This is a genomic window from Alkaliflexus imshenetskii DSM 15055 (assembly GCF_000517065.1).
Classification (GTDB): Bacteria; Bacteroidota; Bacteroidia; order Bacteroidales; family Marinilabiliaceae; genus Alkaliflexus; species Alkaliflexus imshenetskii.
The window spans coordinates 3834870-3847648 of sequence record NZ_KI912105.1 but is presented as its reverse complement, the minus strand read 5'-3'; the positions used below and the strand labels follow the sequence as shown (position 1 = coordinate 3847648).

Genomic DNA, 12779 nt, shown 5'->3' with positions numbered 1-12779 from the left:
CCCCAAATTAATAGAAAACCGTAAGGTTCCCAAACAAATGATGAAAAAATGTCATTTGTTTGTGCACCTTACGGCTATTTTATAACTGATATCGGCAGATAACAGTTTTCAGGACAAAATATTAGCGGTTTACCCTAAACGTTTCGTCACCCAAATTCAGATAACTCACAATTTGACGTGCTGCGGCAACTCCGGCATTTACGTTTGCCTCTTCGGTTTGTGCACCCATCTTTTTAGGAGTAAAGAAATATCGTCCTGGAAACTTTTCCTTGAAAACGTCTGCATTGGATGGAATAATGTCCGACAGATAGATAAAGTCGTTACGTTCGGCCATCAACTCCACAAGCTCCTCCTCATTTATTACCTCTTTACGCGCAGTATTCACCAGAACTGCACCTTTGGGCATCAATGACAACAACGCTTTGTTGATGGACTTCTTAGTGTTTTCAGTAGCCGGAATGTGCAATGAAATAAACTCACAGGTACGATAAAGATCCTCAACCGACGGCAGAGGTTCAACGCCATGAGATTTCATTCTGTCTGCACTCACATAAGGATCGTAAGCATAAACCTTCATGCCAAAACCATGGGCTATTTTACCAACATAATAGCCAACGTTACCGTAAGCATGAATTCCGATAGATTTTCCGCGTAACTCAGCACCTGTAGCGCCATTAAACTGCTTCCGGATACCAAATATCATCATCCCAAAAACCAGTTCGGCAACGGCATTGGAGTTTTGTCCCGGCGTGTTCATGGCCACCACGTTGTGTGCGGTGCAACCATCAAGATCCAGATTGTCATAACCGGCACCGGCGCGTACTACAATTTTTAGGTTTTTAGCAGCCTCAAGCACATTTTTGTTGACAATATCTGAACGAACAATCATCGCATCCACATCGGCAACAGCATCCAGAAGCTGCGATTCAGATGTATACTTCTCAAGAAGCTCCATTTTGAATCCTGCTGCTTCAACAATTTCGCGTATCTGATCAACCGCGATTTTTGAAAAAGGCTTTTCTGTGGCAACCAATATTTTTTTCATGTATCTATAAAATTAGGCGGCTTTTTTCTAGTATTTTCTTTCGAACTCCTGCATAGCAGCAACAAGAGCTTTAACACTCTCTTCGGGCAAGGCATTGTAGGTAGAAGCACGGAAACCACCTACAGAGCGGTGCCCTTTAATACCTACCATACCGTTGGCAATGGCAAAGTTTTTAAACTCATTTTCAAGCTCTTTGTACTCTTCATTCATAACAAAACAGATGTTCATCAATGAACGATCTTCCACATTCTTAACTGTGGTTTTAAACAGTTTATTGCGTTCAATTTCAGAATATAGAATATCAGCTTTTCTAATGTTGCGCTTTTCCATCTCCTTCACTCCGCCCTGCTCCTTCAACCATATCAGAGTTTGCAAAGCCGAGAAAATTGGAAGTACGGGTGGTGTATTAAACATCGATTCATTTTCCATGTGCGTGCGGTAATTGAGCATGGTTGGGATTGGACGATCCACTTTACCAAGGGCATCTTCTTTCACGATTACGAATGCAACTCCCGCAGGCGCAAGATTTTTTTGAGCACCACCATAAATAAGTGCATATTTGGACACATCAACTGGGCGCGAAAAAATATCGGATGACATATCGGCAATCAATGGTACATTCACATCCAAATCGGTACGAATCTCTGTTCCAAAAATCGTATTATTGGTTGTAATGTGGAAATAATCGGCATCAGATGGAATCTCGTAGTTTTTTGGGATGTAGCAAAAGTTCTCATCTTTTGAAGAAGCCACTTCAACCACCTCTCCAAAGAATTTCGCCTCTTTCAACGCTTTGGACGCCCAGGTACCAGTATTAAGGTAGGCAGCCTTTTTGTTTAAAAAGTTATAAGGTACCATGCAAAACTGCATACTGGCACCACCTCCCAAAAACAACACTTCATAACCTGATGGAACCTCGAGCAACTCTTTAACTAAAGCGTTTGCCTGAGCCATTACAGCCATAAACTCCTTGTCGCGATGCGATACTTCCATTACCGACAAGCCGGTTCCTGCAAAGTCCAGAACTGCTTCCGCAGTTTTTTTAATAGTAAATTCGGGAAGAATTGATGGCCCGGCCGAAAAATTGTGCTTCTTCATGGGATTAAAAATGTTTTAGGTTATCTCATATGGTATGATTTGCATGGAACCTGAGAGGATTGTCTGCAAATCCTTATGTTTATACAATTATACTACTGATAATAAACAAAATAAACAGATACTCAGGCATCTGTTCGCAGTGTAAAGTTACAATTATTAATGCGTATCAGAGATTGCCTACAATGATTTTTTTCAGTTTTTTTCAACAGGGCAATATGGCCTAATAAACATATTAACAAACAGTTGTTTGAACAAAACCAAAAGTAACACCTATTTATCGCCGCAAAATTAAAAGAAAAATGAATATATCTGATTATAATTTGAAACAAAAACAGGCGGTGACGGACAAAACTTTAACATTAGATAAAGGGAGGACGTTTAACTCTTGCTTTCAATTGCTTGTTGCGGATAACAATAAAAACAGGCTTTCCGTCAACAGCAAATTCCTTATTTATATAACCCAAGCCAATTCCCTGCTTAAGCACCGGCGACATGGTTCCTGAAGTAACCCGTCCAATTAAACTACCATTCTCATCCACAATGGAATAGCTGTTGCGTGGTATACCCTTCTCTTCCATTACAATGCCTGTTAACCGGCGGGCTATACCTTCTGCTTTCTGATTCTCCAGAAAATCTCTGTCGATAAATGGTTTGTTGTCAACAAATTTGGTTATCCAGCCCAAACCGGCTTCCAAAGGGGAGGTATTGTCATCCATGTCATTTCCGTATAAACAATACCCCATTTCCAGTCTTAATGTGTCCCTGGCACCCAATCCTGCAGGCATAATTCCTTCGTTGCCTCCAGCCTCAAGTATGGCGTTCCAAATTTTAACGGCCTCTTCGTTATACATGAACAGTTCAAACCCACCCGAACCTGTATATCCGGTATTTGAGATAATTACATTATCCACACCAGCAAAATTTCCGGTAATAAACGAATAAAAAGGAATATCGGTAAGATTAACAGAAGTAAGCTTTTGAAGTATTGATGCCGATTTGGGTCCCTGCACTGCAATTAGTGAAATGTTATCGCTTGCATTTTCGATTTCGGCGCCCATGGTATTTTGCAATTGACACCAGTTCCAGTCTTTATCTATGTTTGCTGAATTTACCACCAGCATATATTTCTCATTCGAATAATGATAAACCAGCAAATCATCTACTACGCCGCCTTTGCCGTTGGGAAAACAAGAGTATTGCGCCTGCCCCGGTTTCAGTCTATTCACATCATTGGAAGTAACTTTTTGAAGAAACTCAAGCGCCTTTGGCCCTTTAACCCAAAATTCACCCATGTGTGATACGTCAAATATACCTGCTGCATTGCGCACTGCCATGTGTTCCGAATTAATACCTGTGTACTCAACGGGCATATCATAACCTGCAAAAGAAATCATTTTAGCTCCCAGAGCCAGATGTACATCATACAGTACAGTCTTTTTCATATTAAAAGTATTATCCATTGAATAAAAAATGTAGACTCAAAATATTGTCAAAATCGAAGCGTGAAGAAATACGGAATTTCAGATTTTTGAGAAATACAATCAGATTCGTTTGTGTTTATTGTAAAAATAATGGATTTTGACACATCATTAACTGATATTTGTAATAATATTGAACCAAGGTTTAAAAAACAATGTAATTAAAATGAACAAAATATCATATTAAACTATTTCTTAATATATTTCGGATTTTAAACTAATATATTAGATTTGCATTTATTATAGTTTTAACGATATAATACCATCATGTCAGAGCAATTCAGTGTAGTAGACCTAACGTATCTCGAGAGCATTGCAGATGGAGATGACAGCATCATCAAGGAGTTGATAGTCATTTTTCTTGAGCAAATGCCGGAATTTACAGATGGTTTTACAGACTGTTTCAATAATAAAGCGTGGAAAGAGTTGGCAGCTTTGGCACATAAGGCCAAGTCATCAGTAATCTCGATGGGAATGAATGATCTTGGCAATATCGAATTAAAGAATTTGGAATTGATGGCCAAATGGAAGCGTATTGATTTTCTTCGCGACCAACAAAATTTGGGTGAAAAGGAGCTTAGTGAATTGAATAATTTAAGTCAGAATCTCAATAGCTATCCAAACGAAAAACAGGAATGGATAAAAGCAAATGTGTCGGAGAATTTAATGCTTTCGATTATAGAAAAGTTCAACAGCACCTGCGCCATTGCATGTAATGAATTAAAAAGCGTTTTAGAAAAGAAATAATCTATGTTAAAGACAGAGACCAAAAACAACTTGCAAGTAGGCATGCTCGAAGGAACCGATCGGCTTAATGCTTCCGTTGCGCCGCTTGTGAAAGATGAATTGACTGATGTGCTGGTAAAGAATAACTACAAGCTGGTTCTGAATCTTGAAAACATCCGTTTCATCGATAGTACAGGCATTGGTGTGCTCATTTCGGCACTAAAAACTGCCCGTCAAAATAATGGTTTATTCCAGCTTCAAAACGTGAACAAGGATGTGATGGGATTGCTCACACTGATGAAGCTCGATAAAGTATTTGATTTTCACACTCTGTGATAAACAATAAAGTAAAGCCATTGGAACTCAAATACTCCGATGGCTTTAACTTTTATAAGCACAATAGTTTGATTACTTTGGCAACCCCATGCCATTATCAGCAATTGTTTTAATAAGAAGAGCACTTATCTTCTCCTGCTCCTCTTTTGATGGGTATTTTTTCTTCATTTGCGAGTCCCAATCCTGAATTTCACCTGATAACCATTCAAGTTTCTGTAACTGTACGGTAGAATTGTTTAAATCAGTATAATCAATCTGGTTTGCCAACTCATTGGCCTCAATAATCTTTCCGATGATGCGATTTACATCCTTTTGCATGGTATCCTGACGTTCAGCGCATCCGCAAGAAAGGTAAATTGAGAATACGACAGATACAGCAACGAATAATATCTTACTCATGGCAACAGCTTTGGGTTTATATTCACTTTTTCGATTCCCAAAATTAAGCCAATCAGTCCGCGGTGTCAATTTTTTTTAATAGTTTGCCCAATTATGAGCAAACTATTGGTAAAATTCATCTGTTTCTGAATATGATAGCATCGTTCTCTACATCCACCTCAATAGCCTTTCCAGAAGTAATCTGCTCAGCAAGAATCACTTGAGATAAGTGATTGAGAAGATTTCGCTGAATGGTGCGCCGTATGGGTCGAGCGCCGTACATCGGGTCAAAACCGGTTCTAACCAGATAATCCAGGGCCATTTCTGTTAGCGATATGTGAATCCCTTGCGCACGCAACATAACAGCCACCTGCTCAAACTGCATTTTCACTATCTCTTTAACCTGCTGCTTATTAAGCGGCGTAAATAGTATAATTTCATCCACCCGGTTAAGAAACTCCGGTCGAATGGTCTGACGAAGCAACTCCATCACCTTATTTCTGGCATCGTCACTTACATGGGCATCAAAATCACCTTCACCTTCGATACCTTGCTGAAGCAGATGTGAACCAAGGTTTGATGTCATAATAACGATGGTATTTTTAAAGTCCACCACGCGCCCCTTATTGTCTGTAAGCCGTCCATCATCCAAAACCTGAAGTAAAATATTAAACACATCTGGATGTGCTTTTTCAATTTCGTCAAGTAAAACAACAGAGTAGGGTTTTCGCCTTACAGCTTCGGTCAACTGTCCGCCTTCGTCATAACCAACATATCCCGGGGGTGCACCTACCAATCGCGAAACAGAGTGTCGCTCCTGATATTCAGACATGTCGATGCGCGTCATGAGATTGTCGTCATCGAACAAAAAGCCCGCAAGAGCCTTTGCAAGTTCTGTTTTACCAACTCCCGTTGTTCCAAGAAAGATAAATGACCCAATTGGTCTGCGCGCATCTTGTAAACCGGCCCGACTTCGTCTAACGGCATTTGCTACCGCAGATATGGCTTCATCCTGACCGACGACTCTCTTGTGTAGCTCAGCTTCTATTGTCAAGAGCTTCTGCCTCTCACTCCTAAGCATCTTGCTAACAGGTATCCCCGTCCATCGGCTCACAACCTGTGCCACATCCTCCGCATCCACTTCCTCCTTAATCATGGCAGAATCGGACTGCTTCTCCATAAGTGAAGATTTTAGTCTGTCAATAGTAAGTTCAGCATCTTTTATGCGACCATACCGCAATTCGGCTACTTTATCATATAAACCCTCGCGTTCAGCTTTATCGGCTTCAAACTTATAATTCTCGATAGCAGTTTTCTGTTTTTGTATTTCATCAATAATGCCACGCTCCTCCTCCCATTTACTTCGTAATACAGAACGAGACTCTTTCAAATCAGCAATCTCCCTACTAAGTTGCTCCAACTTGTTTTTATCTCCTTCGCGCTTAATAGCCTCACGTTCAATCTCCAACTGTTTTATTCGGCGTTCAATTTCATCTATCTCTTCGGGAACAGAGTTCATTTCCAAACGCAGTTTGGATGCCGCCTCATCAATCAAATCAATGGCTTTGTCGGGCAGAAATCTGTCAGAAATGTAACGTTTTGAGAGTTCAACGGCTGCAATAATAGCCTCATCTCTAATACGAACCTTGTGGTGCGATTCGTAACGCTCCTTGAGTCCACGAAGTATTGAAACAGAGGAGAGCACATCCGGTTCATCTACTAATACAATCTGAAACCGGCGCTCCAGAGCTTTATCTTTTTCAAAATACTTCTGATACTCATTTAGCGTTGTGGCGCCAATGGCTCTTAACTCTCCGCGAGCGAGTGCGGGTTTCAATATATTTGCAGCATCCATGGCTCCTTCGCCTTTTCCTGCTCCAACCAGGGTATGAATCTCATCAATGAAAAGGACAATCTCGCCATTGCTCGAAATAACCTCCTTAACAACGGACTTTAAGCGCTCCTCAAACTCGCCTTTATACTTTGCACCGGCTATTAATGCGCCCATGTCAAGCGAATAGATTTGCTTACTTTTCAGGTTGTCGGGTACATCGCCATTTATAATTCGATGAGCCAGCCCTTCTGCTATGGCTGTTTTACCCACTCCGGGTTCACCAATAAGAACCGGATTATTCTTTGTACGGCGGCTTAGAATTTGTAAAATGCGTCGGATTTCCTCATCACGTCCAATTACGGGGTCAAGCTTTCCCAGCCGTGCTTGTTCGTTCAAATTGATGGCAAACCTACCCAATGCATTGTATGTATCTTCAGCAGTCTGACTTTCCACCTTACTGCCCTTGCGCAATTCCGTCACAGCCTGTGTCATGGCACTTTCGGTAGCACCTGCATCTTTAAGCATTTTTCCAACGGCATCATTGCCAGATAAAAGTCCAATCAGAATATGTTCGATAGATGCAAACCTATCATCCATTTCACGCGCTTTATTAAGCGCCTTTTGAAGCGCATCTGAAGCGCCACGCCCCAAATATGGTTCACCTCCCGAGACTTTTGGATATGACTCTACTATTTTGTCGAGAATTGGCATCACATTGCCAATTCCAAGTTTGCTGAATATAAAACGCGTTAGCCCCTCTTCAGTCTGAATTACTCCTTTTAGTAAATGGCCGGTTTCAATAGCCTGATGGTTAAATCCCTGGGCTACCTGAAAGGCTTGTTGAACAGCCTCTTGTGCTTTTATGGTAAATTGATTCAAGTTCATGATTTAAAATAATTGGTTTAGACAGTGAACCAACAAATCCGTTGCCACATCCAATTTAGCGCCATTTTGACACAAAACACCAAAACATTGAGCGACAAAATTGCAGCATACAGTTTCTTTCTTGAAACAACCAGAGATGTATGAGGTTATTTTGAAACCATGCAACAAAAAACTAAATTGCATCCACAAAACTTAAACTTACGAGAAGAGATGAAACAATTAATTATTTTAACCCTGGCATTGATAAGCTTCGCAGCTTGCAACCAAAAGAGACCCACCTCGAGCAATGAAGCAGCAAAGCCATGTTGCAGTAATCACGCAATTAAAGCCCGCTCCGTATCCGTAGATGATGTGTTTTCAAACCCGGATGCCTTTATTGGCAAAGAAATACTTCTGGAAGGTTTGTGCATCCACACCTGCCGAAATGGCGGAAAAAAGATGTTTCTTCAGGGAACCGATGAAGAGAATGTGCTGCTGATTACTGCAGGAGAGTCTATCAGTTCTTTTGGTTTGCAACTTGAAGGTTCGCAAGTTGAAGTGTTTGGTGTAATTGTAGGCACCAACCACGCACATGAACACGATCATGAACATGCTGAAGGACACAGCTGTGTAAACGATAGCAAAACGGCGAATCTGCAAATGGAGTGTAGTGAATACAAAGTGATTATATAGACAAACGAGCACATAAATCACCGGAATCTGAATTTCAGATTCCGGTTTTTTCTAACCCTGGATATGAAAACCAATTGGCGAAAGTGGAATAGATCAATACATCGTGATTTGGGATATTTTTTTGCTGGCATTACCATCGTTTATGCCCTGTCAGGAATTGCAATTAATCACCGCAACGACTGGAACCCCAACTATATTATAACCCATGAAGAGCAGTCACTTTTTAGTGACAATGAGCTGAAATCAGGTGATAGAAAGGCCATTGTTGAGTTCCTCGAGCGTCAACAACTCAACAATCGCTACAAAAGCCACTTCAGACCTTCTCCTGACCAAATAAGAATATTCCTTACAGGTGATGCATCCATCACGCTCAACTTCACCACTGAATCCTTCATATTCGAGAGCATTCGCAAGCGTCCACTATTCTATCATGTGAATTATCTGCATTATAATCCGGGCAGCTGGTGGAAATGGTTTTCCGATATTTTTGCAGTAGCTCTCATAGTGATATCGATAACCGGACTTTTTATTATCAAGGGAAAGAACGGCATTAGCTATCGGGGCGCATTGCTTTCGTTAGCTGGACTATTAATACCCATATTGTTCCTGATTTTTCACAAAGGCTCTTAATCATTTTAGATTGACATAACACCATTTTTTACAGAATAACGAAAAAAAGCGCAATCATCTATTTATATTATGATAGGTTTTGAATAACTTTGAGAAATTAGGATAAAAAACTAATAACGATGAAGAAAAAAACAGTTTTTATACTGACCCTGTTGGCACTGACTTTTATCCTTCCAACCGGCATAAACTCTCAGGAAGAAGAACTTGTAAAAAACTGCCTGATAAACATCAGGAGTCCTTTCATTACCGGTGATAGATCGATGAAGGCATTTTTAACCGGAGATGAAGTTGCGGAGTTCAGAACCACGTTCTATCATGGCAATACATACCGAATAGTGTTGTGTTCATTTGATCCGGGACTTATCGAGTTTACACTTCTTGATACCAATCGCAATAAACTCTTCAATAGCAAAGATTACAACAATCCGGCCTTGTGGGATTTCAAAATGGAAGGTTCGATGGAGTGCATTATCGAAGCCCGTTTGAATACCGATGTGGCACAATCGGGTATGGCAATGCTTCTGATTGGATTCACAAATAGCGATAAACGTCCCTAGAAACACATAGATAAGCATCAATCTCCACCGGGTAAATCTGTTTAGACAATGAGTGAAGGAATTTTGAAAGCCTTGATGCAATTGTTTGCTTTACTCTCTTCCCCTGAGCAGGATTCGGAGGAAGGTCGAAACATCGTAAGAAATTACCTCTCCCAACAGCTAAATCAAAAACTGGTAGATGAATATCTGGCTCTTTTTGATACCTACAAAAATGAACAAACACAAAAACTGCGTGATACTGAGCGAATAAAGAAAAGATATGCAGCCAGCTCAGTTCGGGTCCTGAGGATTGCCACCAAGATTAACGAGGAACTTACATATTACCAAAAGCTCATTGTTTTAATTCAGCTACTCGAGTTTCTAAATTCCGGGCATGGAAACATCTCTGCAATTGAGCTGGAGTTTGCCAACACCATTGCAGAAACTTTCAATATAAAAGCAGATGAATATATAGAATTATACGCTTTTATAACTGACGATTTTCAAAGTAAAGCACCTGGACACAATCTGCTCTTTATTAGTGGAAACCCTGAAAATATTGACAAAGAAGGCTTTCTTTACAGGGAACATTTAAACAATGAACTACGGATTCTGAACATCCACTCAGCCAGCTTATTGCTTATCAAATCAAAGCGTGGCACAGAGATGACCCTTAACGGGCAGGTGGTTCAACCAGCACGTATATATTTCATGCGCCCGGGCAGTTCGCTCAGGCACAAACGCATCACCCCAATCACCTACACCGAGGTGGCATCCCACTTCTATCAGAGCAAACAAAAAAAGCCATTCGTATTTGAAGCTTCAAAAATCGCGTTTAAATACGCCGGAAGCGAAACAGGATTACACCCGATGAGTTTCCGTTCAAATTCAGGAAGTCTGGTGGGTATTATGGGTGATTCCGGAGCTGGAAAAACAACGCTAATTAATTTACTTACCGGAATTCTCAATCCGCAATCGGGCAGTGTTACCATCAACAATGTAAATATACATGATGAGGCGCACAAGGTTAAGGGTCTTATAGGCTATGTATCTCAGGACGACCTTTTAATGGAAGACCTGACGGTATATCAAAACCTCTATTACAATGCACGCCTCTGCTTTGACCACTTGAGCCAACCCGGGATACGCAGAAAAGTATTGGCACTGCTCAAATCTCTGGGACTTTACGATATCCGAAACATGAAAGTAGGAAGTCCGCTAAATAAAAAAATCAGTGGCGGACAACGCAAACGTCTCAACATAGCCCTTGAGCTAATTCGTGAGCCATCGGTAATGTTTATGGATGAGCCTACATCCGGTCTTTCATCAAGAGATTCGGAAAATATCATGGACTTGCTGAAAGAATTGGCTCAAAAGGGAAAATTGATATATGTGGTAATTCACCAGCCTTCATCTGATATATTTAAGATGTTTAATCAGCTTTTGGTGCTTGATGCTGGAGGATATCTCATTTACGATGGCGATACAGTAGGTTCGATTAACTATTTCAAAGATTGCATCAACCATGTGAATCGGGACGAAAACGAGTGCCCACATTGCGGCAATGTGAGTCCCGAGCAGATTTTAACAATCATAAACAGCCAGGTTCTTGACGAATATGGTTCACCAACTGACACCAGGCGCATCACTTCGGAGGAGTGGTATAATAAATTTCACATAGCGGGCCAAACGCAACAAATAGATAAAAGTCAAGCCCAATCTGCCGAATTGCCAGATATCACATTTAAAACGCCTAACCGGATAAAACAGTTCTGGATATTTATGACCCGTGATGTGATGTCAAAACTTGCAAACAGACAATATTTGGTTATCAATCTTTTGGAGTCACCACTTCTGGCATTTATCCTTGCATCGCTCATTCTCTACTTCGAAGTAGGCACAAACGCTTCAAATGGATATAAGTTTGTTCAGAATCCCAATCTTACGGTTTATATTATCATTGCCGTAATCATAGCCATTTTTATAGGACTCTCGGTAAGTGCCGAAGAGATTATTTCCGATAAAAAAATATTAAAGCGTGAGTCATTTCTAAATTTGTCGCGGCTAAGTTACCTCGTCTCAAAAGTGGTGATTCTGGGAGTTTTATCAGCCATTCAAACTGGCCTGTTGGTATTGGTAGGCAATGCCATTCTGGAGATAAAAGGGATGGGAATGGCCTACTGGATGATGCTATTTTCCGCCTCTGTTTTTGCCAATCTGCTGGGTTTAAATATCTCAGACTCATTCAAAAAAACCGTCAACATTTACATCCTTATACCATTCCTGATAATACCACAGTTAATACTTAGTGGTGTTTTTGTGAGTTACGATCAGTTAAATCCCAACCTCTCGTCGAGCAAAAATATACCGTGGTATGGGGAACTCATAACAGCACGCTGGGCGTTTGAAGGGCTCGCCGTGAATCAGTTTAAAAACAATGAGTATCAGAAGAACTTCTTTATATACGACAAGTTAAAGAGTCAGGCGACCTACCGAAAGGATTTTTGGGTGCCAGAATTAACCAACCAACTGAACCGTTACGAAAAAGCCTCTGAAATTGATCGTGAGGCCATCCTTCGACTTATAAGAAATGAAGTAAATAAGCACAACAAGCTCAACATGTCGGATAGTGGTTTTGAAGCGGTTGACAGTTTGACTCTTTCGCTATTTAACGAATCAGTTCATAAAGCGCTTCAAAGCCATCTGGAGCACACCAAATCATTTTATATAGGTTTGTACAACCGGGCCGATGACGCCATGGAAAACAGACGGAGAGAGATAATTTCGTCACACGGAGAAGAGTATCTCATCGAACTGCGAAACAGCCATCACAATGAGAACCTTGAGCGTTTTGTAAAAAGAACGAACGACATCTTTGCCAATCGAGTAATACAACTTGATGATGAGTTAATTCAAAAATTTGACCCAATATTCACTGATCCTGGGCATCCTTTTATCAAGGCACATTTTCTTTCACCGGTAAAAAAGATAGCAGGCCTAACAGTAGATACCTACTATGTTAATTTGGGGGTGATATGGGCGTTAAACATTATTCTGTTTGTCTTTCTTTATGCCGGGGTGTTCCAGCGCTCCTTCAAGCTTGGCTACCGTTTCAAGCGGAAGCATATAGAATCATTATTTCCGACAGAAAAATAAAAAAT

11 protein-coding genes are annotated in these 12779 nt (G+C 40.7%); 6 read left to right on the top strand and 5 right to left on the bottom strand.

What is annotated here, in order from left to right:
- Positions 1-121 precede the first annotated feature (121 nt).
- The 3 genes from ALKIM_RS0115925 to gcvT form a co-directional block, all read right to left on the bottom strand.
- Entirely contained in the window at positions 122-1045 is a 924-nt protein-coding gene (locus ALKIM_RS0115925) for an NAD(P)-dependent oxidoreductase (protein WP_026475508.1), read from the bottom strand.
- Between the two features lie 27 nt (positions 1046-1072).
- A complete protein-coding gene (serC, locus tag ALKIM_RS0115920; protein WP_026475507.1) occupies positions 1073-2143 on the bottom strand; it encodes a 3-phosphoserine/phosphohydroxythreonine transaminase in 1071 nt (356 codons plus the stop codon).
- Positions 2144-2502: 359 nt separating this feature from the next.
- Entirely contained in the window at positions 2503-3585 is a 1083-nt protein-coding gene (gcvT, locus tag ALKIM_RS0115915; RefSeq protein ID WP_026475506.1) for a glycine cleavage system aminomethyltransferase GcvT, read from the bottom strand.
- 303 nt (positions 3586-3888) lie between these two features.
- Between gcvT and ALKIM_RS0115910 the strand changes: the two genes are divergently transcribed.
- Entirely contained in the window at positions 3889-4368 is a 480-nt protein-coding gene (locus tag ALKIM_RS0115910; RefSeq protein WP_026475505.1) for an Hpt domain-containing protein, read from the top strand.
- A 3-nt stretch (positions 4369-4371) separates the two neighbouring features.
- Positions 4372-4683, top strand: a complete 312-nt coding sequence (locus ALKIM_RS0115905; protein WP_026475504.1) for an STAS domain-containing protein — start codon at positions 4372-4374, stop codon at positions 4681-4683.
- Between the two features lie 72 nt (positions 4684-4755).
- Here the strand turns inward: ALKIM_RS0115905 and ALKIM_RS18920 are convergent, their stop codons facing one another.
- Together ALKIM_RS18920 and clpB are read right to left on the bottom strand one after the other, a co-directional pair.
- Positions 4756-5082 (bottom strand): hypothetical protein, encoded by a 327-nt coding sequence (locus ALKIM_RS18920; protein ID WP_157363948.1) that lies wholly within the window; start codon positions 5080-5082, stop codon positions 4756-4758.
- Between the two features lie 115 nt (positions 5083-5197).
- Entirely contained in the window at positions 5198-7780 is a 2583-nt protein-coding gene (clpB, locus tag ALKIM_RS0115895) for an ATP-dependent chaperone ClpB (protein ID WP_026475502.1), read from the bottom strand.
- 210 nt (positions 7781-7990) lie between these two features.
- Between clpB and ALKIM_RS19445 the strand changes: the two genes are divergently transcribed.
- The 4 genes from ALKIM_RS19445 (at position 7991) to ALKIM_RS18910 (ending at position 12774) form a co-directional block, all read left to right on the top strand.
- Complete coding sequence (locus ALKIM_RS19445; RefSeq protein ID WP_052345609.1) at positions 7991-8452, top strand: hypothetical protein; 462 nt, start codon at positions 7991-7993, stop codon at positions 8450-8452.
- Between the two features lie 63 nt (positions 8453-8515).
- Positions 8516-9082, top strand: a complete 567-nt coding sequence (locus ALKIM_RS0115885; RefSeq protein ID WP_026475501.1) for a PepSY-associated TM helix domain-containing protein — start codon at positions 8516-8518, stop codon at positions 9080-9082.
- Between the two features lie 119 nt (positions 9083-9201).
- Positions 9202-9639 (top strand): hypothetical protein, encoded by a 438-nt coding sequence (locus tag ALKIM_RS0115880; protein WP_026475500.1) that lies wholly within the window; start codon positions 9202-9204, stop codon positions 9637-9639.
- 48 nt (positions 9640-9687) lie between these two features.
- Positions 9688-12774 carry an ATP-binding cassette domain-containing protein gene (locus ALKIM_RS18910; RefSeq protein ID WP_044118019.1) on the top strand — a complete coding sequence of 1029 codons (3087 nt, stop codon included), beginning with the start codon at positions 9688-9690 and terminating at the stop codon, positions 12772-12774.
- The last annotated feature ends 5 nt before the right edge of the window (positions 12775-12779 follow it).

Coding starts and splice junctions, on each gene's coding strand:
- ALKIM_RS0115925 (WP_026475508.1), bottom strand. CDS start 1,045: ATGAAAAAAATATTGGTTGCCACAGAAAAGCCTTTTTCAAAAATCGCG.
- serC (WP_026475507.1), bottom strand. CDS start 2,143: ATGAAGAAGCACAATTTTTCGGCCGGGCCATCAATTCTTCCCGAATTT.
- gcvT (WP_026475506.1), bottom strand. CDS start 3,585: ATGAAAAAGACTGTACTGTATGATGTACATCTGGCTCTGGGAGCTAAA.
- ALKIM_RS0115910 (WP_026475505.1), top strand. CDS start 3,889: ATGTCAGAGCAATTCAGTGTAGTAGACCTAACGTATCTCGAGAGCATT.
- ALKIM_RS0115905 (WP_026475504.1), top strand. CDS start 4,372: ATGTTAAAGACAGAGACCAAAAACAACTTGCAAGTAGGCATGCTCGAA.
- ALKIM_RS18920 (WP_157363948.1), bottom strand. CDS start 5,082: ATGAGTAAGATATTATTCGTTGCTGTATCTGTCGTATTCTCAATTTAC.
- clpB (WP_026475502.1), bottom strand. CDS start 7,780: ATGAACTTGAATCAATTTACCATAAAAGCACAAGAGGCTGTTCAACAA.
- ALKIM_RS19445 (WP_052345609.1), top strand. CDS start 7,991: ATGAAACAATTAATTATTTTAACCCTGGCATTGATAAGCTTCGCAGCT.
- ALKIM_RS0115885 (WP_026475501.1), top strand. CDS start 8,516: ATGAAAACCAATTGGCGAAAGTGGAATAGATCAATACATCGTGATTTG.
- ALKIM_RS0115880 (WP_026475500.1), top strand. CDS start 9,202: ATGAAGAAAAAAACAGTTTTTATACTGACCCTGTTGGCACTGACTTTT.
- ALKIM_RS18910 (WP_044118019.1), top strand. CDS start 9,688: ATGAGTGAAGGAATTTTGAAAGCCTTGATGCAATTGTTTGCTTTACTC.